This window comes from Natrinema zhouii (genome assembly GCF_013456555.2).
Classification (GTDB): Archaea; Halobacteriota; Halobacteria; order Halobacteriales; family Natrialbaceae; genus Natrinema; species Natrinema zhouii.
In genome coordinates this window covers 245,947-270,199 of record NZ_CP084883.1, presented here as the reverse complement: position 1 = coordinate 270,199, position 24,253 = coordinate 245,947, and the positions used below count along the sequence as shown (strand labels likewise).

Sequence of the window (24,253 nt, the reverse complement as noted above, 5' to 3'; positions counted from 1 at the left end):
CTCCTCTGGATACTCGTTCCGAGTTTCTTCGCATTCGTTGCGGGACTCGGACTCGGCTCGATCTCGGATCGTCTGCGGGACTGGATCCGTCCGCAGCGAGACACCGCTAACAACTGACCGCGACCAATGACAAGTACACATGGTATCACGGTCTCCGGTACTGCATCCGGAGTGATCGAAGAATGAGCGAGTTCGTTCCGGGCGAGTTGCTCCCAGCGGACGAGCCGGTGACGATAAACGAGGGACGACCGACGGCGATGGTCACGGTCGAGAACACCGGCGATCGGCCCGCACAGGTCGGTTCACACTTTCACTTCTTCGAGGTGAATCCCGGGCTCGAGTTCGATCGCGAGTCGGCGTACGGGATGCGGCTGGATATTCCGGCGGGGACGGCTATCAGGTTCGAACCCGGCTGCGAGCGCGAGGTTGACCTCGTTGCGATCGGTGGCAATCGGATCATCCACGGCATGGGCGGACTGGTCGGTGGTGAACTTGACGACGAGGACGTGAAGGCTCAAGCGATCGAACGCGCTCGAGAGCAGGGCTACATCACGGGGGCCGACGAATGAGCCGAGAACTCCCGCGCAGGGAGTATACGGAACTGTTCGGCGCGACCGAGGGCGACCGGCTTCGGTTGGGCGATACGAACCTGTTCGCGAAGATCGAGACCGACTACGGCGTCCCCGGCGAGGAGGCTGTCTTCGGCGGCGGGAAGACGATGCGCGACGGCATGGGAATGCAATCCGGCACGACTCAGGCCGAAGGGACCCTCGACTGGGTCTTTACGAACGTCGTGATCATCGATCCCGTGCTGGGCGTCTGCAAAGGCGATATCGGCGTTCGGAACGGGAAGATCGTCGGCGTCGGAAAGGCGGGCAACCCGGACACGATGGACGGCGTCGACATGGTGATCGGACAGAGTACCGATACCATCCCCGCCGACGGGCTGATCGCGACGCCCGGTGCGCTGGACATCCACGTCCACTTCAACAGCCCGCAGCTGGTCGACCACGCGCTCGCTTCGGGCGTGACGACGATGCTCGGGGGCGGGTTCGGCGGCGGTGCCACGACGTGTACGCCCGGCCCGCGGAACATCCAGCGGTTCCTGCAGGCCGCCGAGGACTGGCCCGTCAACGTCGGCTTCTACGCGAAGGGCAATAGCAGTCGACCGGAGTCGCTGCGCGAGCAGGTCGAGGCCGGCGCTTGCGGGATGAAGCTCCACGAGGACTGGGGTTCCACGCCGGCGGCGATCGACACCTGCCTCGAGGTCGCGGACGAGGAGGACGTTCAGGTCTGTATCCACACGGACACGCTGAACGAGTCGGGATTCGTGGAGGACACTTTCGACGCCATCGACGGCCGCGCGATCCACACGTTCCACATCGAGGGTGCCGGCGGCGGCCACGCACCCGACGTGCTCGAACTGATCGGCCACGAGCACATGCTGCCGTCGTCGACGAACCCGTCGATGCCCTACACCGAGAACACGTTCGACGAGCACCTGGACATGGTGATGGTCTGTCACCACCTCAATCCGGACGTCCCCGAGGACGTCGCCTTCGCCGAGTCGCGCATCCGCGCGGAGACGCTCGGCGCGGAGGACGTCCTCCACGACGCCGGCGCCATCTCGATGATGACCACCGACTCGCAGGCGATGGGCCGGATGGCCGAGATGGTGTGTCGAACGTGGCAGACCGCCCACAAGATGAAGGCCCAGCGCGGTCCGCTCGAGGCGGACGAGGGCACCGAGGCCGACAACGCGCGGATCGAGCGCTACGTCGCCAAGTACACGATCAACCCCGCGATCACGGCGGGAATCGACGACTACGTCGGCTCGCTCGAGCCCGGAAAGCTCGCGGACATCGCGCTGTGGGATCCGGCCTTCTTCGGCATCAAGCCGGAAGTCGTTATCAAGGGCGGGTTCCCGGTCTGGTCCCAGATGGGCGAGGCCAACGGCTCGCTGATGACCTGTGAGCCCGTGATCGGCCGCGAACGCGCCGGCGCACAGGGGCGAGCGAAACACGGCCTCTCGGTGACGTTCGTCAGCGAGGCTGCCTCCGAGAACGAGGTCGGCGATGCCTACGACCTGAAAACGCCCGTCCGGCCCGTCAGCGGCACGCGATCGGTCCGAAAATCAGATATGTTACACAACGATTACTGTCCGGACGATATCGAGATCGACGCCCAGACGTTCGAGGTTGAGGTCGACGGCGAACACGTCACCTGTGATCCAGCCGACGAAGTTCCGCTGGCACAGCGATACCTGCTTTGAATCATGGTCACCCACACGATAGCTCCCCCACCGATCGCGACGGTATCGAGGAAACGAACAGCTCACTCGAGTTCGACCGCCTTGAGGAAGCCGTGCTCGAGTCGCTCGAAACGACGCCCCGTCCGAACGGAGGTGGACCGATGAACCTCTCGCCCAAGGAGATGGAGCGGCTGACGGTGTTCATGGCCGCCGAACTCGCCCGCCGACGAAAGGACCGCGGCGTGAAGCTCAACCACCCCGAGACGGTCGCGTACATCTCCGACTGGGCCTGCGAAGCCGCCCGCGAGGGCAAGTCCGTCGCGCAGATCCGCTCGGAGGCGACCCAGTTACTCACCCGCGAGGACGTGATGGACGGCGTCCCCGAAATGGTCGACATGATCCAGATCGAACCCGTCTTTCCCGACGGAACCAAGCTCGTGACGATCCACGAACCGATTCGTGCCGACAGTCGCGATCAACTCGAGACAGTCGATCCGGACCCGGGCGAGGACGTCGTGACCGATCCCGACGCACCGGGAAGCGACGACTCGAGCGAGGCACATACTACGGGCGGCGGCCCCGAACCCACGGAGGGCGACTGATGGGATACCGTGACGTCGCGAAAGTCGGTCTCGGCGGTCCCGTCGGCTCCGGGAAGACGGCGATGGTCCAGCGACTCGTCCCCGAACTCGTCGACCGGGGCTACGAGGTCGGCGTCATCGCCAACGACATCATGACGCAGGAGGACGCCGACGTCTTCCGGGAGTCGTTCGCCGATCTGCTGCCAGCGGACCTCGTCGAGGGGGTCGAAACGGGTGCCTGTCCGCACACGGGCATTCGCGAGGATCCTTCCATGAACCTCGCGGCAATCGACGAGTTCACCGAGCGTCACCCCGATCTGGACGTGGTCCTCGTCGAGAGCGGCGGCGACAACCTCGCCGCGACCTTCAATCCCGAACTGGCCGACTACTTCCTGTTCGTTATCAGCGTCGCGGAGGGCGAGGACATCCCCCGCAAGCGCGGTCCCGGTGTGACGCAGGCTGACCTGCTGGTGGTCAACAAGATCGATCTCGCACCCCACGTCGACGCTGACCTCGCGGTGATCGAGGACGATACGAACGAGGTGCGGGGCGACGATCCGTTCGTCTTCACCAACTGCAAGGACGGCGAGGGGATCGACGCGATCCTCGAGCACGTCGAGCGGGAGGTGCTGTTCGAATGAGTACAGACTACTCGAGGGCGACTGCAGACGACGGCATCCCCCTTCCGCCGTCGTTCGAGACATACGCCGACGAACCGCTCGCGCAAGCGCCTGCGGGCGGTCCGGGGAAGAACGGACTGCTCGAGGCGACGTTCGCCCGGCAGGGTGACGGACCGACCCGGCTGGTCCGCGACCATGTAAAGGTCCCCTACCACCTGACGGGAACGCTCGACACCGATCCGTCGCCCAATCTCGCGACGCTCGTCGCACAGGAGCCCACCGGCGGCGTGGCACAGGGTGACCGTCACCGGATGCGGATCGACGCTCGAGCGGGGGCGCGAGCGCACGTGACGACGCAGAGCGCGACGAAGGTCCACAGCATGGACGCGAACTACGCGCATCTCGACACGGTACTCCGGGCGGCCGAGGGGAGCTACCTCGAGTACATGCCGGGGCCGACGATCATCAACGAGGACGCGCGCTGTCTCCAGACCGTCGACGTCGAACTCGCCGACGACGCGGTCGTCGTGGTGGCTGACGTTCTCGTCCCGGACGGGTTGAGCGACCACGAACCGTTCGGATTCGATCACTACCAGGCGCGCATCGAGGCCGAACACGACGGACGATTGGTCTGTTCCGACGCGGTCGACCTGCGACCGAACGAGCGCGATCCGCGCGACCCGGCCAGCGTCGGCGAGTACGGCGTCGTCGGCTCGCTGTACGTCTTCGCACCGTACGGTGCCGATACCGACGACGCGGATTCGCCGGACGAGACCGACTTCGAGGCGTTGATCGACGAAATCCACGGCGAGCTCGCGGACCGCGACGGCGTCGAGGCCGGCGTCTCACGGCTTCCCCGCGATGCCGGTGCCGTCGTTCGCCTCCTCGGCCACCGGGAGGCGGACGTGACCGAGACGCTGCGCGCCGCGTGGGACGCGACGAGACGGCAACTACTGGGGGTCGGCGTCCCTGCCGACCGGCGATACTGATGGAACGAATCGACGGTATCGTCGGCAACGTCCACGCTGACGACGACCTCGCGGCGCTGTATGACGACCACGAGTCGGCCGGTACGCTCGAGCGCGTCGTCATCGACGCGGACGACCGTCGGCGGTCGCGGTTCCGGGCGACGACGGACGGAGGCACCGACGTCGGCGTCATCGTGGACAGGGCCGCCGTCTCGGCGGGTGACGTGTTACTGGTCGAGGACGACCGGTTGATCGTCGTCGCGTTCGAACCCCGCGACGCGCTTGTCGTGTCGCTGCCCGACGCGACGGCCGAGGCGCTCGAGGCGGCGGTTAAACTCGGCCACCGAATCGGCAATCAGCACTGGGACCTCGCGATCGACGACGGGGCCGTCTACGTCCCGCTCGAGGCCGACCGCCACATCGTCGAGCGGGTCGTCGCCGATGTCGTCCCCGGTTCGGAGATCGGCGAGACGACCGTCGAGGCCGACCTGTTCGTGACTGATATCGAGGATGCGGATCCCGGTGGCGCACACGGCGTCGATCTCGGCTCGGAGCACGGGCCTGGACATGGGCACGAGCACGAGAACGGTCACGAGCACGGGCACAAGAACGGTCATCTCCACGAGCACGAAAACGGTCATCCCCACGAGCACGACCACACCCACGAATCCCACCATGACCACTGACCCGAGTTCGTTCCTGACGGCGCTCCGGCTCTCGGATTCGTTTCTCCCCGTCGGCGGCTACACGGCCTCCTACGGCCTCGAGCAGTACATCAACGAGGGTCGGATTACGACCGGCGACGATCTGCGGGACCTGCTCGCGGCCTACCTCCGCCGCGTGGTCGGCCCCTGCGAGACCGTCGCGCTGGCGAACGCTCACATCGCGAGCGAAAGCGACAATCTCGAGCGCCTCCTGGCCGTCGACGAGCGACTCCACGCGGTAACGCTGCCCCGAGAATTCCGCGAGAGCTCGACGAAGGCGGGTGCGAAGCTCTCCGAACTGTTCGGTCCGGACGGGACGGGCTCACACACGGATGCGGGGCGTGACAATGTGGCTGGAGCGCGTCCCGAAACGACAGCACCAGCGACCGACGGGAGGGATTTCGAGGCCACCGTCGCCGATGCAATCGATACCGGTTCGACGCCGGGGCACTATCCGGTCGTCTTCGCGGTCGTCACCGCGGCGCGCGGCCTCTCGCGACTCGAGGCCTGTCTCGCACACGCCTACTCGTTCGTGACGGGGCTGCTCGGCGCAGCGCAGCGGCTCGGTCGGTTCGGGCACACAGAGATTCAGTCCGTCCTCGAGCGGCTGGAGCCGACGATAACCGAGGTCTGCGAGCGCCACGTCGACGACGAACCGACGGCGATGGCATCGTTCGCTCCGCTGGCCGAAATCATGGGGATGAACCACGAACGCGCCGGGAGACGGCTGTTCATGAGCTGAACGCTGCTGAGCCGAGCACGGTGGCTCACTCGAGACCGACGAGCCGGGGACCGGAAACGGGTCGATCACCGTCTCGAAGGACCTCCACCGCTCCGAACTGCACGGTATCGCCGGCCGAACTGTCGTCTCCGAGTTGAGCGACGATCGTCACGTCGCCGTCGAACCGTACCATCCCGAGCCGGTTCGGCGAGCGAACGCCGGGCGGCGTCGCGTGGACGGTCGTCGCGGTGACGACCGCTCCCTCCCGAAGCCGGTACGAGTCGACCGACGTCGAGCGACACTCCGGGCACCGTTCGCGCGTGTAATACCAGCGGTTTCCGCACGATTCACAGACGAACGCGTGGTCGATTGGAACGTCTCGAGTCATGGCACCTGAAGGATCGTACAGACCGCATTGTTTCCGAATCCGGCGACGTTGAGCGCGAGCCCCGTCCGCGGATTCTCGACGCGTCGTTCTTCGGGGGCATCGCCGCGTAACTGCCAGACCAGTTCGATTATCTGGGCAACGCCGGTTGCGCCGAGGGGATGCCCCCGGGCCTTGAGTCCGCCGCCGGGATTGACCGGCAGCCGTCCGCCGAGGGCTGTTTCACCGTCCGCCGTCGCTCGCCAGGCGTCGCCGGGGTCGTAAAACCCGAGTTCCTCGAGTTCGAGCAACTCGAGAATCGTGAACGCGTCGTGAATGCAGGCAACGTCGACGTCGTCCTGCGTGACGTTCGCGTCGGCGAGCGCCTGCCGACCGGCCCGCTCGACGCTCTCGATTTCGAGCGGATTCGGTCGTTCGGCGACCGCGTGGGTTCCGGTCGCGCCGGTGGCGCTCGCGACTCGGATCCCGTCCGCCCCTTCTGACGTCTCGAGGACGACCGCGGCGGCGCCGTCGCTCATCGGACAGCAGTCGTACAGTCGAAGGGGTTCCGCGACGGGCGGCGAGGTTCGTGCCTCCTCGAGCGTGATCGGCTCCTGGAACTGCGCGTACGGATTCGCTGCGGCGTTACGGTGGTTCTTGACGGCTACCTGCGCGAGCGCCGACGGATCGACGTCGTACGTCCGCAGGTAGTGATCGGCCGCGAGTCCCGCAAACGATGGGAGGGTGATGCCCTGCGCGTACTCCCGGTCGTGGACGAGGCGGCTGATGAGCTCCGTCGCCGCTTCCGTCTCGGCGGACGTCATCGTCTCGACACCGACGACGAGTGCGCACGACGACGCACCTGCCTCGAGCGCGTGGACGGCGCGAAGGACGGCACTCGCACCGCTTGCACTGGTGTTCTCGATCCGATCCGCGATCGCACCCTCGACGCCGAGAGCGCCACAGAGAGCGTTCTCGAGCCCCGTTCGGCTCTCGAACGCCTCGGCCGCCATGTTGCCGACGTGAACGGACGCCACGTCCGCCGGCTCGACGGTGGCGTCGGAGAGGGCCCGCCACGCCGCCCGCTCGGCCAACTCGAGCGCAGATCCGGAATTCTCGGATTCGAATCGCGTCATCCCGACGCCGGTGACGAACGCGTCGGTCACTTCGATCGGCCTCCCATCACTCCGCTCCGAACGCGCCGCGGTCGGTGAACTCGTCCAGTTTCTCCTCGTCGTAGCCGAGCTCCCGAAAGACGCTCCGTGTGTTTTCGCCCAGTTTCGGGGGCGGCGACTCGAAGCCGCTGCTCGAGCGATCGTACTTCAGCGGGTGCTCGATCACGGGTATCTCGCCGTGTTCGGGGTGATCCATCGACGTTACCGACTCACGGGCCTCCGTCTGCTCGTTGTATAGCGCGTCCTCGACATCGTGTACCGGGCCTGCCGGAATCCCCGCCTCGTCGACGAGGAGAGTCATCCACTCGTCGGTCGTCAGTTCACGGAACGTCCGTTCGAGTTCGGTCTCGAGTTCGGACATGTGTTCGACACGGTCGGCGTTCGTCTCGAAGCGGTCGTCGTCGGCCAGTTCGGGGCGATCGATCGCCTCGCACAGCCCCTTCCAGAGCTTCTGATTGAGACAGGCGACGTTGAGGTAGCCGTCGGCGGTCTCGAACGTCTGGTAGGGAGCGAGCACCGGATCTTTCGTTCCCATACGCGAGGGAGACTCACCCGCGAACACCTTGCCGGCCTGTTTCGTCAGCCACGGAAGCGCGGCGTCGAGCATTCCGAGATCGATGTACTCGCCTTCGCCGGTCCGTTCGCGGCGGTAGAGAGCGTTCGAGATGCCGAACGAAGCCCACATCGCGGTGATGAGGTCCGTCATCGGGAGCCCGACTTTCACCGGCTGTCCGTCCGCTTCGCCGGTGACGCTCATGATCCCGCTCATCCCTTGGATCATCAGATCGTAGCCGGGCCGTTCGCGCCAGGGCCCCGTCTGCCCGAACGCCGAAATCGCGCAGTACACGATGTCGTCGTTGTGCGAACGGATCGTCTCTTCGTCGACGTCGAGGCGCTCGGCCGTCCCCGGGCGGTAGTTCTGCAGGAAGACGTCGGCCTCACCGACGAGATCGTACAGCGCCTCCCGTCCGGCATCGCTCTTGAGGTCGATCTCGACGCTCTTCTTGCCGTAGTTAACCGTCCAGAAGTACGGCGACTCGCCGTCGATGAACGGCGGCCCCGAGTGACGATTGTCGTCGCCGACGCCGGGCCGTTCGACTTTGATTACCTCTGCTCCCTGATTGGCGAGCATCAGCGAGCAAAAGCCGCCAGTAACGAACGTGGTCAGATCGACGACTCTCACGCCGTCGAGAATTCGATCACCGGTAGTCATGTGATACCATGACTGATTACTGCAGTCGACAAAAAACCTTCCTATCGGCGGCCGCAGCCCCGTCTCATTCGAGGCTATCCGTCGGAATCACGTCTATCCGCGCTCCGGCATCGAGGGGCTCCGTGGTGAGTACGAAGCCGTCGGCGGTCGCCGCGCGCGTACTCGAGGAGAGAACGCTCGGATCGAACGTCTCCTCGTACACCTCGAGCGGGGAATCCACGTGTCCGAGCGGCGTGGCGTCGCCGCCCTCGAGCGTGACTGGAATCGCGTACGTGAAGCCCTCGGGTCCGAGTCCGACGTCGTGCGTGACCGTTCGCTCGAGTGTCGCCGTCGTTCGATTGCCCGTGAACAGGGGCCGGGCGACGAGCGCGGCGATAACGTAGGCCCCGATCGGTTTCCCGGGAATGGCGACGGCGACGGCGTCGTGATCGGGCAACCGTGCGAGGGCGATCGGTTTTCCCGGCCGGACGCGAACGCGGTGGAAGAGGATCTCGCCGAGGGCGTCCAGTGCGTCGAGAACGTAGTCTTTCTTTCCGACGCTCGTCCCGCCGGTCGTGACGACCACGTCGTGTCGGTCCGCGAGTTTGCCGATTCGCTCCTCGACTCGATCCCCCTCGTCGGGCACCGACCCCTCGTACGTCGGGTCGTGGCCCCACGACCGGAGCAGACTACAGAGCATCGGCGAGTCGAGGTCGGTGTGCCGTCCCTCGTGGATTTCCGTCCCGGTCGCGAGGACGCCGACGGAGAGCGGCTCGTACGTCTCGACGGTCTCGCGGCCGAGGTCCCGGAGCAAGATCGCGTCGAGCGCCGAGAGGCGTTCCCCCGCCTCGTACAGCACCTCGCCCGCCGTGACGTTCGATCCGCGCTCGTAGACGTAGGTCCCGCTCTCGAGAGCGGGTCGCAGTAGTCGGCCGTCCTCGATCGTCGCATCTTCGCGCTTGCAGACGGTGTCTGCCCGCTCGGGCAGCGGCGCACCCGTCGCGATCTCGATCGCCTGACCGGCCTCGAGTGCCGGCGGTTCCGTCTCCGGGAACACGCGCTGCTCGACGATCTCGAGGGAACCCTCGTCGGCCGCAGCGAACGCGTAGCCGTCCATCGTGGCGCGATCGCTCGAGGGCTGATTGGCCTCGGCGGTCACGTCTTCGGCGAGTATCCGGCCGGAGAGATCGTCGAGCGGAACAGTCGTCGTCGGTCGGTCCTCGAAAAACGCGTTGCGACAGGAAATCGCTCGGTCGATCGCGTCGTCGAGCGGGATGAGATCGTCGTGGTCGGACATACCGACCGTTCGGTTCGAAGAAGAAAAGTCCTTGTGACATTCTCTCTCGATCTGCCGGTCGATTACGTCACGTTCGGGGATTTACGCCTCGTCCGGGGATCGTTCATCGTCAGCGCGCTCGGCCCGCTCCTGTTCGGCTCGGACTGCCTCGATCGCCGGCTCGAGTTCGTCGTACAGCGCCTCGACCTCTTCGGGAAACACTTCGACGGGTTTCGCCTGACTGTGCGTGTGGATACGCACGCGATCTCGGTGACGGTAGGTTCGGTAGACGCTCCAGAGCCCGAACAGGGTCATTCCGATCCCGATGAAGGCGTTTTCACCAATCGAGTAGAGTCCGAATCCGACGAGCGCGAGGCTCAGTATCGTGAGAAACCAGTCGAACGATTCGTTGCTGATCTCGCTGACGTTGGTGTAGGGGACGCTCGTCGTCTCGTCGGCGCCGCGGACGAGGACGCGACGATCGGTGACCGCGATCTCGTCGCCGGAGCGGAGTCCGCCCCGATAGTGGAGTCGTTCGCCGGTCTCGAGATCGAGGCCTGTTCGGCTCGGCATTACCGTCACTCGTCGAGCGGTCGTAATCAAACTTTCCCCCGTTCGGGCGCGAAAAAACCGCTGTGAATTGGTCGATCCCGTCCGACTAGTCGGCCTTGTCGACCGGTTTCGGATCGCCCGACGAGCCCATCCGTTCGAAGAACGTGACGAACTCGTCGTCGTCCTCGGCGAGCTGTTCCCAGTGCTCGAGGCCGCGTTCTTTGCGGGTGCCGCGAATCGTGTTGTCGAGCACGAAGGCGATGACCCCGCCGACGGCCATCGTGGTCGACCCGAACACGTAGATCGTATCGGAGACGATCTGTTGACCGAGGATCGGCCCGATCACCGCTGCGCCGGAGGTAATCTCCTGGAACGCCTCGGCGCTCCCGACGTTCGCCATGTACTGCGGAATGGCGAGTCCGAGGAAGAGTGCGATTCCGATGATGAAGACGTTACGCGACGCGTCGAGGTCGACGTACTTGAGGTTCGACAGTCCGACTGCGGCGATCTGTCCGAACATCGCGATGTACAGCGCGCCGACGATCGGTCCCGGGATCGTCGTGATCAGGGCGCCAAAGTAGCCGACGAATCCGGCAATCAGCATGACGATCGCACCGATCTGGACGACGTATCGGGATGCAACACCGGTGATTCCGATCGCACCGATGTTTTCACCGTAGGAGGTCGAGCCGTTGCCCGTCCCCATGATCCCCGCGATCACGTTCCCGATTCCCTCCATCCCGATACCGTGGTTGATGCGCTTTTCGCTCGGCGCACCGACGCCGGCGATCCGGGCGACGGCGTAATAGTCACCCATGCTTTCGATCATCGAGGCCATGACACCGGCGAACATCCCGATCGCGAAGGCGGCGGTAAACTGCGGCATCCCCCACTGCAGCGGCGTGATTAGCTGTATCGCGGACGCGTCTGCGATCGCTCCGGTATCGACGTAGCCGAGCGTCCCCGGACCGTAGACGCCGGTCATCGAGAGAACCGTAGCGATGACCCAGGCGACGACCACTCCCAGTAGAACCGGGAACAGTTTCGCGTAGCGACTGTACTTGTCGAGGTACTGCGAGAACAGCACGATCAGGAAGAGGGTGAACCCGAGCAGCCACCAGTTCTGGTCGGCTCTCGTCACGTCAGCGGTGCCAACCAGTGAGAGACCGATCAGTACGATTACCGGTGCGATGACGACCGGTGAAAGGTAGTACTTGAGTTTGCCCAGGGCTCCGACGTAGCCGAGCAGAACCTGCACTATAGCGGCCGCGATGACCGCGCCCTGTAACTCGAGGATGGTCGCTTCCCATCCGGTACCCATCGCAGCGATGATCGCCAGAGCCGGTGCGAGCAGCGCGAACGTCCCGCCTTGAACGATCGGATACCGGTTCCCGACCGTCGTCTGTAACAGCGTCGCAACGCCCGATACGACGAAGAACGTCCCGATGAGTCGGGCGGTTTCTGCCGGGGGCATCTCCATCGCCCCCGCGAGAATCAAGGGGATCGCAACCGTCGCCCCGATCATCGTCAGGTAATGCTGTAACCCGAGCAGTATCGACTCGCCTAGTGGTGGCCGATCTTCGATACCGTATTCGACGAACGATGCCTCCTCACGGGAGACCTCACCCCCATCCGTCACGATTTCGTCCGATGTGTCGTTGTGATCCGTCATGGATGTCACCACCTGTACCGCGATATGTGTGCCGAGCGTTCACACTTGCACAGGTATAGCATGAATAGCAGAGCGAATACGCATAAAGATACCGTTGAAATCCCTACGTGAAATTTCATCAATTAAATCACTAATGCGGTAGACAAACATGAAAGACTCATCGACAAACAATCCCGAATGGCATATTCGATAAGATACCTTCGGTAATATCTATACGGGATCGGCTACGGACAATTCTCGTTCGCTGAGACCCTATCCCCGGCCGTTACGACCTGACATCCCGCCAGCGTTTGAAAGACGGTTGGAGGGAATGAACTATTACACTTCGACCGTATCAGTAGACGTGATGGCATCTGATCCGGAGTACGCAGTCACTGCTGAACTCGATGTGATGGTCGAGATGCGCGACGGTGTCGAACTCGCGACCGACATCTACCGTCCGGCCGACCCCGACACGGGAGAACCGATCGACGATCCCAAGCCCGCGCTTCTCGATCGAACCCCCTACGGCAAGCGGGGACGCATGGAACGACACGGCGAGTGGTTCGCCAAGCGCGGCTACGTCGTCGCGATCCAGGACTGTCGGGGCCGATTCAACAGCGGCGGCGACTACTACATCTTTGTCAACGAGCCCGAAGACGGGCACGACACGGTCGAATGGCTCGCGGCCCAGGCCTACTGTGACGATCAGGTCGGAACGATCGGCACCTCCTACGGTGCGTGGGTGCAGAACGCACTCGCCACGCAGGACCCCCCGCACCTCGAGGCCATGTTCATCAACCAGGGGGCCGCCAACGGACGGAAGGCGACCTTCCGACACAACGGGACCTTCGAGCTTCGGTGGCTTTGCTGGGCGTACACCCTCGGCGGCGGGTTCGCGAAGCGGGCGCTCGAGGATTCGGACGTCCAGCGCCGACTCGCAAACGTCGACGTTCGAGACGTGCTCGAGAACGGGCCGGTCCAGCCGGGGCAGTCGCCGCTGCGACACATCCCCGACTACGAGGAGTGGACGTTCGACATCATGACGCAAGGGGCCGCGAGCGACGAACTCTGGCAGGAACCCGGGCTCAACTTCGAGGCGTACTACGACGAGTCGGCGGACGTTCCGACCGTCTATTCGGGCGCGTGGTACGACTCGTACACGAAGGCGACCTGCGATAACTTCGAGGCGCTCGCCGAGCGCAAGGACAGCGACCACTACCTCCTGATGGGGCCGTGGACTCACGGCTGGAACACCTATCCCCTGCCCTCGTGGAACAAGTCCTACTCCGGCGAACTCGAGTTCGGCGAGCAGGCCCTGCGCGACTACCAGGAAACGCGGCTGCGCTTTTTCGATCACTACCTCAAGGGCGAGGACACCTGGGACGACCAGCCGACGGTCCAGTACTTCCAGATGGGGACCGGCGACGGCTCGCAGACGCGCGACGGACGGCTCTTCCACAGCGGCGAGTGGCGCTCCGGCGAGGAGTGGCCCCTGCCGGACACCGAGTTCACGACCTACTATATCCACGAGGGCGGTCGGCTGTCGACGGACGAACCGATCGTCGAGGACGCCGCGACGAGCTACGAGTTCGACCCGAGCGATCCCGTCCCCACCCTCGGTGGCAACTGCTCGTCGTACATCACCTACGAACCGCGAGACGAGAACCTCATCGAGTATCCGCTCGCCAATCGAAACCTGCAGGACATCACCGGCCGTGGCGGGTTCGACCAGCGCACCCGCCCCGATACCCTCGGCGCCGAATCGCCGTACGGCCCCCTTGAGGAGCGCAACGACGTCCTCGTCTACCGGACGCCGCCGCTCGAGGAGGACCTCGAGATCACGGGTCCGATCCGCGTGAGCGTCTTCGGCTCGACCGACGCGCCGGACACCGACTTCACGGCGAAACTCATCGACGAGTACCCGCCCAGCGAGGAGTTCCCGAACGGCTTCGCGGTGAACCTCGCCGACTCCATCTGTCGCGGGCGCTACCGGGGCTACCGGGACGAGCCCGACCTGCTCGAGCCCGGCGAGGTCTACGAGTTCGAGATGGAACCGTACCCGACGGCGAACGTCTTCGAGGCGGGCCACCGCATTCGGCTGGATATCTCCTCGTCGAACTACCCGCGCTTCGACGTGAACCACAACACCGGCGGGCCGCTGTACGGCGACCGCGAGTCCCAAATCGCGACCAACACGGTCCACCACGACGCCGAGTACGCGACGCACGTCGAACTGCCAGTTCAGCCGCGGTAACGTGTTCGCGGTCGGTTCACCGACCGGCGTGACCGCCGACGGACGGTGGGACCACGAACGCTCACTCGAGGCGCACGCGATCTCTTCTCGTCATCGAGGAATCCTCGCCGTCGGAGCATCGACTTCGTTTCAGCGACTGATCGTCGCTACCCAGAGAACCCAGACTGCTGCGACGGTCAGTCCCATTGCCCCGAATCCCGCGGCGTAGCTCTCCGTCGCAGCCAGCAGCCAGCCCACGAGCCACGGGTACGCCAGCGCGCCGCCGTTGCCCACGAGCAACATTCCCGACAGCGTCACGCCGGGATCGTCGGCCAACTCGGAGAACGCGAGACTGAACAGTGGCCCGAACGGGATTCCGAAGCCGAATCCGGTCAATACGAGTCCGATCCCGATCCCTAGTTCAGTACCAGTCGCGATTGCCGCCGACAGTCCGACGAGGACGAGTGCCAGTCCCAATAGCGTGCCCGCGACGGTCGCTCGTTCCCCGTAGCCTCGCGATAGCCAGCCGCCGAGTCCCCGACCGAGGACCGTCGCCAGGGCGAATCCGACGAGCACCGCGATCGCGGGAAGCGCGACCCCCGAAAGGAGTTCCGTATACCAGGTCGAGGCCACCATGAGAAATCCGAACGTCGCCATGTTGCCGAGCCCGAGCGCGAGGCCGCTCGCGGACGTGAACGGGTCCAGATACGCTCGAAGCGCCGTCTTCGCGTTCGCGCTGACGGACGGCAGCCGACTCGTCAGGGCGCTTCCCGAAAGCGTCACGACAGCCGCGATGACGGCGGGGATCATCGGGCCAAACGTGGACACGGCGACGGGACCCACCGCCAGTCCACAGGCCAGCCCGAGCGTGAACAGCGCGCCGAGCATCCCCTGGGCGGTCGCGGTATCGGCGCCGGTCGTCCGCAATCCGACGTATTTCATTCCGCCGACGAACGCCGTTCCCTGCCCGAGGCCCAGCAGGAGCCGCGAGACGTACGTGGTCTCGAGAGTTACCACGCCGCCGAGGGCGATTCCGATGCCGGCGACGGCGAACCCGAGTGTCGCGACGTGTTCGACGGAGGCCGTTCGCGTCAGACGATCCGCCGGTACGACGACGAGGAGCTGCCCGAGGAGAAAAAGCGACATGCCGAATCCGGCCGCATCGGGCGAGACGCCGCGTGCGATGAGCGCGGAGACGTACGCGCCGTAGCCACCGACGGCGAGTCCGAGACCGAACAGCCCCAGACCGATCTCGCTGATAGCTGTCCAGGGGACGGTCCGCGACTCGTCACTGACCGACCAGTGCCGTAACACGTAGCCGGCTACACATCGAATCTACAAAAAGCGTCGTATCACGGCAGTTGCGATGGCTTCGTCGTGATAACGGACAGTTGAGCGCCACTTTTCAGCTAAATCGTGCCCCACTGCGCTGAAAATCTCCCAAAGATATATATTATCCGTGTCTGTGGTGGTATCCGTTGCAATGACGGACATAAATGTTGACGATCAGCCGTCAGGTTCGGGTTCCGACGACGGTATCGTTCGATACGGAATCGACGACGAACTGCCCCTTTCGGAGGCCATCCCGCTCGGGATTCAACACCTGCTCGCGATGTTCCTCTCGACGGTCGCTCTCCCGCTCGTCATCGCTGGAGCGATCGGACTCGGGCAGAGTGAGACCACCTTCATCGTGCAGATGGCGTTGCTCGTCGCCGGGATCGCCACGATCGTACAGGTGTATTCGATCGGACCGGTCGGCTCCCGTCTCCCCATCGTCATGGGAACGAGCGCGATCTTCGTCACGCCCCTGATCGACATCGGGAACTCGTTCGGAATCGCCGCGATCTTCGGCGCCGTCATCGTTGCTGCCCCTGTCGAGATCGTCATCGGCTACTTCTACGATGACCTCCGGTCGCTGTTTCCTCCGCTTGTGACGGGCGTGGTCGTCATGCTCGTCGGACTGACGCTCGTTCCGACGGCGATCCAGTACTCCGCCGGGGGACCGGGCGCCGAAACCTACGGCGACCTCGCGAACCTGGGCGTGGCCGGACTCGTGTTCCTGATCGCGGTCCTGTTCAACCAGTACTTCGATAACTTCCTCTCGGTCGCAAGCGTGCTTATCGCGGTCGTCGTCGGCTACCTGCTGGCCGCGCCGCTCGGGTTGCTCGATCTCTCCGGCGTCGCCGACGCCGGGTGGGTGGCCGTCCCGATGCCCCTCGAGTTCGGCGTCGAGTTCCACCCGAGCGCGATCGTCATCGCCGCGTTCGCGTACGTCGTCACCTCGATGGAGACGATCGGTGACGTTGAGGGGACGACCGGAACGGTCGGCCGACGTGCGACCTCGGAGGAGATGCGGGGCGGCCTGCTGGCCGACGGCGTGATGAGCATGATCGCGGGCGTCTTTAACGCCTTCCCGAACACGTCGTTCTCCCAGAACGTCGGGCTGATCGGGTTTACCGGCGTCGCGAGCAAGTTCGTCGTCGCGATCTGCGGGGGCTTCCTCGTCGTTCTCGGCCTGATTCCGAAAGTCGCCGCTATCATCTCGGCAATGCCCGAACCCGTCCTCGGCGGCGCGGCGATCGTCCTCTTCGGGATGATCTTCTCGATCGGGCTCAGACTCGTCGCTCAGAACGTGGAGCTGACACAGCGGAACCTGACGATTATCGCCGCCTCGATCGTGCTCGGTCTCGGCGTTGAAGTGCAATCGGACGCGCTCGTACAGTTCCCCGACGATCTCCAAGTGCTTCTCGGCTCCGGCCTGCTCGTCGGCGGCGTCACCGCGCTGGTGTTGAACGCAATCATCCCCGGCGATGGCGGCCTCACGTCTGCCGACGCCGATGCTGACACTTGAATCGGCAATCGGCTACGGTCCGTTACGATCTGACACCCTCGCTTCAATCCGCTTGTACCCGTCTCTACGGCTCGAGAACGACCATTCCGTGGCTCTCGCCCGATCGAATCCGCTCGTGAACGGCGGGGACGTCCTCGAGGCCGACTCGCTCGGTGACGACGGGGTCGATTCGGCCGTTGGCCAGCAATCGCGCGGCCTCGGCGACCTCGTCTTTCGTCGCGTACCGCGACCCACTGATGGACGCCTCTTTCACGACGAACTCCTTTAGCGGCGGTGCGAACGATCTCTCGTGGTGGGTCGTCAGCGAGATCAGCTGCCCGCCCATCGCGAGCGCCTGCCAGGCGTCCGCGAGCGTGTCCGTGTCCCCGACCGTGTCCACGACGACCGTCGGTCCGTCGCCGTTCGGTGTCGCCTCGCGGAGCCGCGTCGGGACGTCGTCGCCGCGGATGTCGATGGGGCGAACCGCGGGGCCGGTGACTGAATCGACGTGTGCGAGCCGCTCGTCCGCGACGTCGGCAGCCAGCACGCGAGCGCCCCTGAGTGCGGCCAGTTGCGAGAGGTGAATGCCGACGCGGCCGGCCGCGCCGATGACGAGCACCGTCTCGGCGTCGTCGATCCCGGCCCGACGACAGATATGCAGCGGCGTCGCGAGCCCGTCTGCAGCGATCGCTCCGTCGGCGAAGCTCGCCCCGTCCGGGAGCGGAAGCACGTTCGAGGCGGGAATGACCGCTCGCTCGGCGTACGCACCGTCTCGAGTGGCGCCGTACCAGCCCTCGAAGTTCGCACACTGGTTCGTCGCGCCGCGTCGACACGCCTCACACTCGCCGCAGGTGAGATAGAAGTACGCCAGCACGCGATCGCCCGGCACGATTCCCGAAACGCCGTCGCCGACCGCGTCGACGATCCCCGCGAACTCGTGACCCGGCACCCGCGGCGTGAGTCCCGGATCGTCCTCCAGTCCGCCCTGAATCGCGTTCTCGATCGTTCGCGTGACGCCGCAGGCGCGGACATCGATACGGACTTCACCCGGTTCGGGCTCCGGATCGGGAACCGTGTCGACCGTCAGCGATCCGCCCCACTCGTCGAGGATACACGCTTTCATACCTACCAGGAATTCCCCACGGCAGTAATAACGTTCCTCTCGCGGCAGACGTTCCCGATTCGGTGGAGTTCGGGGAAGGAATACGTCACTCGAGAACCAACTGACGACTATGCCAGATCGGATCCTCGTCCCCGTCGACGGGTCGAACAGGTCGGACGACGCACTCGAGTACGCGATCGAAACGTTTCCGGGAGCGTCGATCACCGCCCTGCACGTACTCGAGTCCGGACGCGGCGACATCGGGACGCTCTCCGGAATGACCGGTGACATCCCCGACGACGGCCCGGAACTGGAGCGCTCCGAGGAAATCCTCGAGTCGGCCCGTCGGGTCGCAGCCGAACGCGACACCGAAATCGAGACGGAACGCGGCCGGGGCCGACCGGACCGACTGATCGTCAAACGAGCCGAGGAGGACGACTACGAGATGATCGTCATTGGCAGTCACGGCCGAGACGGCGTCGCCCGGGTCCTCCTCGGAAGCGTCGCGGAGAAAGTCGTCCGGCGGTCGTCCGTCCCCGTCCTCGTCGTTCGATAGGCCGACCGCGGAACCGATGCCGGAATCGTTCGTTTTTCACGCGGTCAGACTCGGTCGGCGTCCTCGGGTACCCGGTGCGACGGGAGGAGACCGGTTTCCTCGAGGGCGTAGTAGCCGACGAGACACCCGACAACGTGCGCGAGCACACCCGTCCACCCCCAGCAATAACTGCGAGTCGGTTCGACTCCGTTTTCGGCATCACTCTCACCCGCTTTCCGTTCTTTTCCTGTGATACGCCGAACCGGGAAGCGCCTCGCTATCGGGTGCGAGGAACGAACGAAAAACGAACCGCGGCGAACGGATTACTTGAACGCGACGACGCGGGAGACGCTGGATTCCCCGCCGCGGAAGCGCCACGGGAAGGTCCCGATCTGGACGCGCTCGTTGAGCAGTTCCTCGGGGACCTGCGCGTTCTCGACGTGGATGATCCCCTCGGGGAAGAGCTCGTTGTGCATGAGCTGGTAGCCCTCGGGCGGGAAGACCTCGTCGAGATCGTCGACGCCGAAGTGGTCGGCGGCTTCCTCGGCGAGTTCGGGACGGATGTCCTGGATGACCGTGTTCATCGGGTGATCGGCGCTGCCACAGTCCAGGATGAGGTAGTTGAGGTTCATCTCCTTGCACCAGTCGGCGAACTCCGCGTTCGGACCGGGGTGCTTACAGAAGTACCGGTGAGGGTCCGCCTCCTCGGTGTGCCAGGCGTAATCCTGGTAGCCCGTGTGGATGAACAGGATGTCGCCTTCCTGGACGTCACAGACGTCCTCGATCATCTCGCTGGTGTAGACGTCGTAGTCGTCGACCTTGTCGGAGATGTCGGCGACCACCGCGTCACTGACGAGCTCGTCGAGACCGACTTCTTCGATGTCCCGGCCGTGAGCGACGAAGTGTTTCTCACCGTCGAGGTGCGTCCCGGTGTGGTTCATGAACTCGATCTTCTGCCCGTTCACCTTCTCCGTGTCCAGACTCTTTTCGTACCAGACCTTCGGGTTGTCGTACGTCGGCCACGCTGGCGTGTCTACTGACCACGGCTGCGTCAAATCGTACATCTCGTAGCCATCGAGCATAGATGCTACATTCCGGGCAGCTCACTTAAACCTACGTGAACAGGGTAGCTGGGTACCGTCGAACGAGTCGCTCAAACAACATGATCCGACTGAGTCGGTTCCTCACAACGGGTTGTAACAACATTTATTAGTGCAGTTGATCAAGTCGTTTGGTATCTGTGTGACAGACCCATGATTGCCCTTACCACCCACACGAATCGGTCCAGTTTCAACTGTCAACGGGCCTCCGGTGGCTCCACGATCACCCGCCCCGAGGGAGTATGAAGCCAGCACCATTCACACACCACCGACCGGAGACGGTCGACGAAGTCCTCGAGCGCCTCGAGGAACTCGAGGACGCTGAACTCCTCGCAGGGAACCAGTCGCTCGGCATCGTGATGGCGAACCGACTGGCGACGCCCGACCACCTCGTCGATCTCAACGGTGTCGACGAACTCGAGTTCATCGACGTAGACGACGACGCGGTTCGAATCGGGGCGATGACTCGTCACCGGACGATCGAGCGCTCCGACCGACTCGCCGAGTGCATGCCGATGCTCCCCGAGGCCGCCGGACAGATCGCTGGCCCGTCGGTTCGAAATCAGGGGACGCTGGGCGGAAGTATCGGTGAAGCCGACCCCGCCGGGAACTATCCCGCGGCGCTGGCCGCGCTCGAGGGAACGATTCACCTCCGTTCGATCGAGGGAACCCGCGACGTCCCCGTCGACGAGTACTTCATCGCCTACATGTTCACGGACCTCCGCGAGGAGGAGCTCATCGAGTCCGTCTCGATCCCGACGGAGCCGTTCCCGCCCGAGCGAACCGGGATGACGTTTCTCGAACTCAAACGGGCGGCCCAGACGTTCCCGACCGTCAGCGCGGCGACCTCGATCCGCGTCGACGATCCGACCGCGGACGAACCGGTCGTCGAGGACGCCCGGATCGCCATGGCGAACGCCGCAGATATCCCGCTTCGAGTCGAGGACGCGGAGGCCCACGTCGAAGGTGGCCCCCTCTCCGATGAGGCCCTCGAGGCAGTCGTCGAGACCGTCGCGTCAGCGGTCACCCCCGAATCGGAGATGCACGCCGATCGGGATTACAAGGAAGAAGTGGCCGGCGAGTACGCCAAACGCTCGCTCGAAACGTCGTACGAACGCGCAGTAGCAACCGAAACCCAATGTTAGAATTCACCGGCGAAAACGAGATGGAACAGTCGAAAGAGGAACTCTGGCCGTACTTCACGGACACCGATATCCTCGCGGAGTGTGCGCCCGGCTGCAAGGAGATGACCCTCATTTCCCCGCACGAGATCGAGGCGGTCATGGCCGTCGGCGTCGGGAGCGTCAAGCCCGAATTCGACGTCGACGTCGTCGTCACCCGCGCTGACCGTCCGGACGTCCTCGAGATGAAAGCGGTCGGCCACGCGCCGCGAAACGAGTTCGAGACGGTCGCGGAGATGGAACTGAAAGAGAACGATAACGGTGGCACGACCGTCGTCTGGTCGGCGACCGCCGATGTCTCGGGAACGATCGCCAGTCTCGGCGGCCGCGCGCTCAAGAGCGTCACCAAACGGCTGGTCAAGAAGTTCTTCTCGAAGATGCAGGCGAAAGCCGACGAGGGCGTCGAAGCCGAGTCCGAGCTTGAGGCCGCACCCGAGAAAGACGCCACGCTCGAGACGGACGACTAGGCGCGCAGTTTCCGGCCGACCGCGTCACGATTTCGTTTTGATCCGTTCCGACGATAATCCCTTCGAGTGTCGACTGTCGGTTCAACAGCGCGTCTTCGGGCTGTCCGTTCGCTGGGCTGTAGAGAGAAATTACACTCACTGCTCGGGGTAGCACCGCCGTTTCCGTGCGGATAGTACAAGGGCGTTCCGTGCGGATAGTTTGAGCCGAACAGCGAACGAACAGGAGAAGAGAAGCGGAGTCGACTACTGCTCAGAGTCGCGGAGCTTCCGTCGGAGGTGATCCGGGGCGACCGGGATCTGACTTGCGGGTTCTTCGACCGAGAGCGGATCGAGGGCCGCGTTGATCGACGTCGCGATACTCGCGGGAGCGTCGATCATCCCGCCTTCGCCGACTCCTTTCGCGCCCGATGCGGTGAACGGCGATGGCGTCTCGGTGTGTTCCATCTCGATCTCTGGAACGTTCTCGATCGATGGCAGCAGGTAATCGAACAGCGTGATCGCCTGGGGTTGGCCGTCGTCCTCGTAGCCGAACTCCTCGAGCAGGGCGGCACCGATCCCCTGTGCGATCCCGCCGTGGGCCTGTCCCTCGACGATCATCGGATTGAGCATCGTTCCGCAGTCGCGGACGGTGTGGAATTTGAGGATTTCGACCTGACCGGTCTTGACGTCGACCTCGACGATGGGTGCATTCGCACCGAACGCGGCCGTTGGATACACCGGGAGCTTCTGTGTCAGCGCCTCGTCGAACTCTTCGAGATCCGTCGCGGGATGGTCGTAGTTGTAGCTCACGCGCGTTCGTCGCTCACCAGCGGCGTTCGTCTCTGCATCGAGTTCGGCGATCTCGGCCAGCGAGAGCGAGTCGTCGCCGCCGAGCCGATCGACGGTGCCGTCGTGGTAGGAGACGTTGTCGGTCGAGACGTCCCAGTGGTCGGCCGCGAGTTCCTCGACGTTGGCGAGGAGTCGCTCGGCGACGCCGATCGTCGCGCCCGACAGCATGACGGCCATCCGGGACGCCGCGCTCCCGTACTCGGTCGGCGCGTCGACGCTGTCGAGGTAGCCGACTTCGATGTCGCTCGGCAGGACCTCGAGTTCGTCCGCGAGCAGCTGGGAGACCAGCGTCTGGTGGCCCTGTCCGGAGGAGTCGGTCGCGAGGAACGCGTGGACGGACCCGTCCTCGCGGATTTCGGCGCGGAGGTGCTCGGGTAACTCTTCAACCTCGTCGCGCGAGCGTTCCGCGAGATCGTCCGGATCGGTTCGCTGGCGGTCGGTCCAGTCGGAGCCGCTGGCGCCGGGTTCGATAATGACGCTCGGCTGGACGCCGCGGTACTTCCCCTCCTCGCGTTTCGCGGCGACGACGTCGGGATCCAGCAGGCCGCCGTCGCGCTCGTCCTCGATGATCTCCTCGATCCGGTCGAGCGTCGCGGGATAGTCGCCCGAATCGTAGAGGTTCTTGGACGGGAGCGTGTACGGCATCTGCTCGGGCCGGATCAGATTCCGGCGGCGGAACTCCGTCGGGTCCATGTCGAGCGTTCGAGCCGCCTCGTCGACGATCATCTCGAGGGCGTAGATGTGCGGATCGACGCCGAACCCCCGGTAGGCGGTCTGGGAGGTCTTGTTGGTCAATACGAGGTCGTACTCGTAGCTGACGTCGTCGATCTCGTAGGAGTTCGTCAGTACTGACAGCGGCTTGAGCACCTGGTTGATCGGATAGCGCGGGTACGCGCCGAAGTCGTCGACGAACCAGACGTCGAGTCCTCGCATCGTTCCGTCGTCGTCGACGGCCATCCGCATCTGATACTCCCGGTCCGAGGAGTGCATGTCCCCGCCCTGGAGGTTCTCGAGCCGGTCTTCCTCGAACTTCACCGGGCGCTCGAGTTGCTGGCTCGCCATCGACGTCAGACAGCAGTAGCGGTGGATGCCGATCTTCGTCCCGTAGCTGCCGCCGACGTCGGCGGGGACGTTCACCCGCACGTCATCGGCCTCGTAGCCCAGCGTCTCGTAGATCATGTTGTCGACGAGGGTGTGTAACTGGATGTTACAGTCGATGTCGAAGGAGTCTGACTCCTCGTCGTAGGTGGCGACGGCGCCGGCCGTCTCGAGCGGGACGCCCGAGATACGTCCCCACGAGTACTCGCTCTCGACGACGTGATCGGCGTCCTCGAACGCCGCGTCGGGATCGCCGAACTCGATATGTTCGTTGTCGACGACGTTCGAGCCGACCGATTCGTGGAGCACGACCTCGTCCTCGCGGGCAGCCATCCCGTCGGCGACTGCGTCCATGGTCTCGTACGTGACGTCCACCAAGTCGGCGATGTCCTCCGCGGCGTATCTGTCGGAAGCGACGACGGCGACGACCGGTTCCCCGACGAACCGGACCTTCTCATCGGCCAGCGCCCACTCGGGGAGTGCGACCGGTTCGCCCTTTTCGCCCGTCGCAATGCGGCCGACGCCGGTCGGCATCGGATTATACTCGGCCTTGATGTCCTCGGCGGTGAGGACGAGTTCGCAGTCTGGGTGAGCCTCGGCCTCCTCAGTGTCGATGGAGGCGATTTCGGCGTGGGCGTGCATGCTGCGGACCAGCACCATATGCAGGCAGTTTTCGGGCGTGATGTCGTGAATGTACTCGGCTTCGCCCGTCAGAATGCGGTGGTCCTCGACTCGAGGGAGTCCCTGCCCCGTGAACGACTCGCGGCTCGAGTCCGATTCGGTGTCAGCGTCGGTTTCGGCCGGGTGTGACGTAGACATGG

At 64.5% G+C, this 24,253-nt stretch carries 22 protein-coding genes; 12 read left to right on the top strand and 10 right to left on the bottom strand.

Annotated elements, in window-relative coordinates:
• Positions 1-182: 182 nt before the first annotated feature.
• The 7 genes from HYG81_RS41590 to HYG81_RS41560 all read left to right on the top strand — a co-directional run bounded on the left by HYG81_RS41590 (position 183) and on the right by HYG81_RS41560 (position 5,866).
• Entirely contained in the window at positions 183-569 is a 387-nt protein-coding gene (locus HYG81_RS41590) for an urease subunit beta (RefSeq protein ID WP_226778026.1), read from the top strand.
• On the top strand, positions 566-2,272 hold the full coding sequence (gene ureC, locus HYG81_RS41585) for an urease subunit alpha (RefSeq protein WP_226778024.1): 1,707 nt from the start codon (positions 566-568) through the stop codon (positions 2,270-2,272). Before HYG81_RS41590 ends, ureC begins: the two co-directional genes overlap by 4 nt.
• Positions 2,273-2,412: 140 nt before the next feature.
• On the top strand, positions 2,413-2,853 hold the full coding sequence (locus HYG81_RS41580; protein WP_226778391.1) for an urease subunit gamma: 441 nt from the start codon (positions 2,413-2,415) through the stop codon (positions 2,851-2,853).
• On the top strand, positions 2,853-3,473 hold the full coding sequence (ureG, locus tag HYG81_RS41575) for an urease accessory protein UreG (protein ID WP_226778023.1): 621 nt from the start codon (positions 2,853-2,855) through the stop codon (positions 3,471-3,473). The genes HYG81_RS41580 and ureG overlap by 1 nt, the downstream gene beginning before the upstream one ends.
• Positions 3,470-4,441: an urease accessory protein UreD gene (locus tag HYG81_RS41570; protein WP_226778022.1), complete on the top strand. Its 972-nt coding sequence runs from the start codon at positions 3,470-3,472 to the stop codon at positions 4,439-4,441. Before ureG ends, HYG81_RS41570 begins: the two co-directional genes overlap by 4 nt.
• Positions 4,441-5,106: an urease accessory protein UreE gene (gene ureE, locus HYG81_RS41565; protein WP_226778021.1), complete on the top strand. Its 666-nt coding sequence runs from the start codon at positions 4,441-4,443 to the stop codon at positions 5,104-5,106. The genes HYG81_RS41570 and ureE overlap by 1 nt, the downstream gene beginning before the upstream one ends.
• The gene (locus HYG81_RS41560; protein WP_226778020.1) at positions 5,096-5,866 is read left to right on the top strand and encodes an urease accessory protein UreF; all 771 of its coding nucleotides are present in this window, start codon (positions 5,096-5,098) and stop codon (positions 5,864-5,866) included. Before ureE ends, HYG81_RS41560 begins: the two co-directional genes overlap by 11 nt.
• A 25-nt stretch (positions 5,867-5,891) precedes the next feature.
• Here HYG81_RS41560 and HYG81_RS41555 read toward each other — a convergent pair whose 3' ends face one another.
• The 6 genes from HYG81_RS41555 to HYG81_RS41530 form a co-directional block, all read right to left on the bottom strand.
• The gene (locus HYG81_RS41555) at positions 5,892-6,233 is read right to left on the bottom strand and encodes a Zn-ribbon domain-containing OB-fold protein (protein WP_226778018.1); all 342 of its coding nucleotides are present in this window, start codon (positions 6,231-6,233) and stop codon (positions 5,892-5,894) included.
• Positions 6,230-7,375, bottom strand: a complete 1,146-nt coding sequence (locus tag HYG81_RS41550; RefSeq protein ID WP_340674447.1) for a thiolase C-terminal domain-containing protein — start codon at positions 7,373-7,375, stop codon at positions 6,230-6,232. Before HYG81_RS41550 ends, HYG81_RS41555 begins: the two co-directional genes overlap by 4 nt.
• Positions 7,376-7,391: 16 nt before the next feature.
• The gene (locus HYG81_RS41545; protein ID WP_226778017.1) at positions 7,392-8,597 is read right to left on the bottom strand and encodes a CaiB/BaiF CoA transferase family protein; all 1,206 of its coding nucleotides are present in this window, start codon (positions 8,595-8,597) and stop codon (positions 7,392-7,394) included.
• Positions 8,598-8,661: 64 nt separating this feature from the next.
• Positions 8,662-9,873 carry a molybdopterin molybdotransferase MoeA gene (locus tag HYG81_RS41540; RefSeq protein WP_226778014.1) on the bottom strand — a complete coding sequence of 404 codons (1,212 nt, stop codon included), beginning with the start codon at positions 9,871-9,873 and terminating at the stop codon, positions 8,662-8,664.
• 81 nt (positions 9,874-9,954) lie between these two features.
• On the bottom strand, positions 9,955-10,425 hold the full coding sequence (locus HYG81_RS41535; protein ID WP_226778013.1) for a hypothetical protein: 471 nt from the start codon (positions 10,423-10,425) through the stop codon (positions 9,955-9,957).
• An 85-nt stretch (positions 10,426-10,510) separates the two neighbouring features.
• On the bottom strand, positions 10,511-12,076 hold the full coding sequence (locus tag HYG81_RS41530; protein WP_226778012.1) for a uracil-xanthine permease family protein: 1,566 nt from the start codon (positions 12,074-12,076) through the stop codon (positions 10,511-10,513).
• A 346-nt stretch (positions 12,077-12,422) separates the two neighbouring features.
• Between HYG81_RS41530 and HYG81_RS41525 the strand changes: the two genes are divergently transcribed.
• A complete protein-coding gene (locus tag HYG81_RS41525; RefSeq protein WP_226778010.1) occupies positions 12,423-14,312 on the top strand; it encodes a CocE/NonD family hydrolase in 1,890 nt (629 codons plus the stop codon).
• A 129-nt stretch (positions 14,313-14,441) separates the two neighbouring features.
• Here the strand turns inward: HYG81_RS41525 and HYG81_RS41520 are convergent, their stop codons facing one another.
• On the bottom strand, positions 14,442-15,605 hold the full coding sequence (locus HYG81_RS41520; protein ID WP_226778009.1) for an MFS transporter: 1,164 nt from the start codon (positions 15,603-15,605) through the stop codon (positions 14,442-14,444).
• Positions 15,606-15,774: 169 nt separating this feature from the next.
• Between HYG81_RS41520 and HYG81_RS41515 the strand changes: the two genes are divergently transcribed.
• Positions 15,775-17,142: a uracil-xanthine permease family protein gene (locus tag HYG81_RS41515; RefSeq protein ID WP_226778007.1), complete on the top strand. Its 1,368-nt coding sequence runs from the start codon at positions 15,775-15,777 to the stop codon at positions 17,140-17,142.
• A gap of 64 nt (positions 17,143-17,206) precedes the next feature.
• Here the strand turns inward: HYG81_RS41515 and HYG81_RS41510 are convergent, their stop codons facing one another.
• Positions 17,207-18,244: an alcohol dehydrogenase catalytic domain-containing protein gene (locus tag HYG81_RS41510; RefSeq protein WP_226778006.1), complete on the bottom strand. Its 1,038-nt coding sequence runs from the start codon at positions 18,242-18,244 to the stop codon at positions 17,207-17,209.
• A 109-nt stretch (positions 18,245-18,353) separates the two neighbouring features.
• On the opposite strand from HYG81_RS41510, the gene HYG81_RS41505 reads away from it, so the two are divergent.
• On the top strand, positions 18,354-18,779 hold the full coding sequence (locus tag HYG81_RS41505) for a universal stress protein (protein WP_226778005.1): 426 nt from the start codon (positions 18,354-18,356) through the stop codon (positions 18,777-18,779).
• 302 nt (positions 18,780-19,081) lie between these two features.
• Here HYG81_RS41505 and HYG81_RS41500 read toward each other — a convergent pair whose 3' ends face one another.
• A complete protein-coding gene (locus HYG81_RS41500; protein WP_226778003.1) occupies positions 19,082-19,840 on the bottom strand; it encodes a cyclase family protein in 759 nt (252 codons plus the stop codon).
• A 260-nt stretch (positions 19,841-20,100) separates the two neighbouring features.
• On the opposite strand from HYG81_RS41500, the gene HYG81_RS41495 reads away from it, so the two are divergent.
• Both HYG81_RS41495 and HYG81_RS41490 read left to right on the top strand, forming a co-directional pair.
• Positions 20,101-21,003 carry an FAD binding domain-containing protein gene (locus tag HYG81_RS41495; RefSeq protein ID WP_226778001.1) on the top strand — a complete coding sequence of 301 codons (903 nt, stop codon included), beginning with the start codon at positions 20,101-20,103 and terminating at the stop codon, positions 21,001-21,003.
• Positions 20,997-21,506, top strand: coding sequence for an SRPBCC family protein (locus HYG81_RS41490; RefSeq protein ID WP_226778000.1), 510 nt, complete (start codon positions 20,997-20,999; stop codon positions 21,504-21,506). The genes HYG81_RS41495 and HYG81_RS41490 overlap by 7 nt, the downstream gene beginning before the upstream one ends.
• A gap of 243 nt (positions 21,507-21,749) precedes the next feature.
• Here the strand turns inward: HYG81_RS41490 and HYG81_RS41485 are convergent, their stop codons facing one another.
• Positions 21,750-24,251 carry a xanthine dehydrogenase family protein molybdopterin-binding subunit gene (locus HYG81_RS41485; RefSeq protein ID WP_226777999.1) on the bottom strand — a complete coding sequence of 834 codons (2,502 nt, stop codon included), beginning with the start codon at positions 24,249-24,251 and terminating at the stop codon, positions 21,750-21,752.
• Positions 24,252-24,253: the final 2 nt, after the last annotated feature.

Bases quoted from the DNA above. Each gene is read 5' to 3' on its own strand.
- HYG81_RS41560 (WP_226778020.1), top strand. From the start codon at position 5,096: ATGACCACTGACCCGAGTTCGTTCCTGACGGCGCTCCGGCTCTCGGAT.
- HYG81_RS41515 (WP_226778007.1), top strand. From the start codon at position 15,775: ATGACGGACATAAATGTTGACGATCAGCCGTCAGGTTCGGGTTCCGAC.
- HYG81_RS41555 (WP_226778018.1), bottom strand. From the start codon at position 6,233: ATGACTCGAGACGTTCCAATCGACCACGCGTTCGTCTGTGAATCGTGC.
- HYG81_RS41545 (WP_226778017.1), bottom strand. From the start codon at position 8,597: ATGACTACCGGTGATCGAATTCTCGACGGCGTGAGAGTCGTCGATCTG.
- HYG81_RS41590 (WP_226778026.1), top strand. From the start codon at position 183: ATGAGCGAGTTCGTTCCGGGCGAGTTGCTCCCAGCGGACGAGCCGGTG.
- HYG81_RS41540 (WP_226778014.1), bottom strand. From the start codon at position 9,873: ATGTCCGACCACGACGATCTCATCCCGCTCGACGACGCGATCGACCGA.
- HYG81_RS41495 (WP_226778001.1), top strand. From the start codon at position 20,101: ATGAAGCCAGCACCATTCACACACCACCGACCGGAGACGGTCGACGAA.
- HYG81_RS41525 (WP_226778010.1), top strand. From the start codon at position 12,423: ATGGCATCTGATCCGGAGTACGCAGTCACTGCTGAACTCGATGTGATG.
- HYG81_RS41530 (WP_226778012.1), bottom strand. From the start codon at position 12,076: ATGACGGATCACAACGACACATCGGACGAAATCGTGACGGATGGGGGT.
- HYG81_RS41580 (WP_226778391.1), top strand. From the start codon at position 2,413: ATGAACCTCTCGCCCAAGGAGATGGAGCGGCTGACGGTGTTCATGGCC.
- HYG81_RS41490 (WP_226778000.1), top strand. From the start codon at position 20,997: ATGTTAGAATTCACCGGCGAAAACGAGATGGAACAGTCGAAAGAGGAA.
- HYG81_RS41570 (WP_226778022.1), top strand. From the start codon at position 3,470: ATGAGTACAGACTACTCGAGGGCGACTGCAGACGACGGCATCCCCCTT.
- HYG81_RS41505 (WP_226778005.1), top strand. From the start codon at position 18,354: ATGCCAGATCGGATCCTCGTCCCCGTCGACGGGTCGAACAGGTCGGAC.
- HYG81_RS41535 (WP_226778013.1), bottom strand. From the start codon at position 10,425: ATGCCGAGCCGAACAGGCCTCGATCTCGAGACCGGCGAACGACTCCAC.
- HYG81_RS41485 (WP_226777999.1), bottom strand. From the start codon at position 24,251: ATGTCTACGTCACACCCGGCCGAAACCGACGCTGACACCGAATCGGAC.
- ureC (WP_226778024.1), top strand. From the start codon at position 566: ATGAGCCGAGAACTCCCGCGCAGGGAGTATACGGAACTGTTCGGCGCG.
- HYG81_RS41500 (WP_226778003.1), bottom strand. From the start codon at position 19,840: ATGCTCGATGGCTACGAGATGTACGATTTGACGCAGCCGTGGTCAGTA.
- HYG81_RS41510 (WP_226778006.1), bottom strand. From the start codon at position 18,244: ATGAAAGCGTGTATCCTCGACGAGTGGGGCGGATCGCTGACGGTCGAC.
- ureE (WP_226778021.1), top strand. From the start codon at position 4,441: ATGGAACGAATCGACGGTATCGTCGGCAACGTCCACGCTGACGACGAC.
- ureG (WP_226778023.1), top strand. From the start codon at position 2,853: ATGGGATACCGTGACGTCGCGAAAGTCGGTCTCGGCGGTCCCGTCGGC.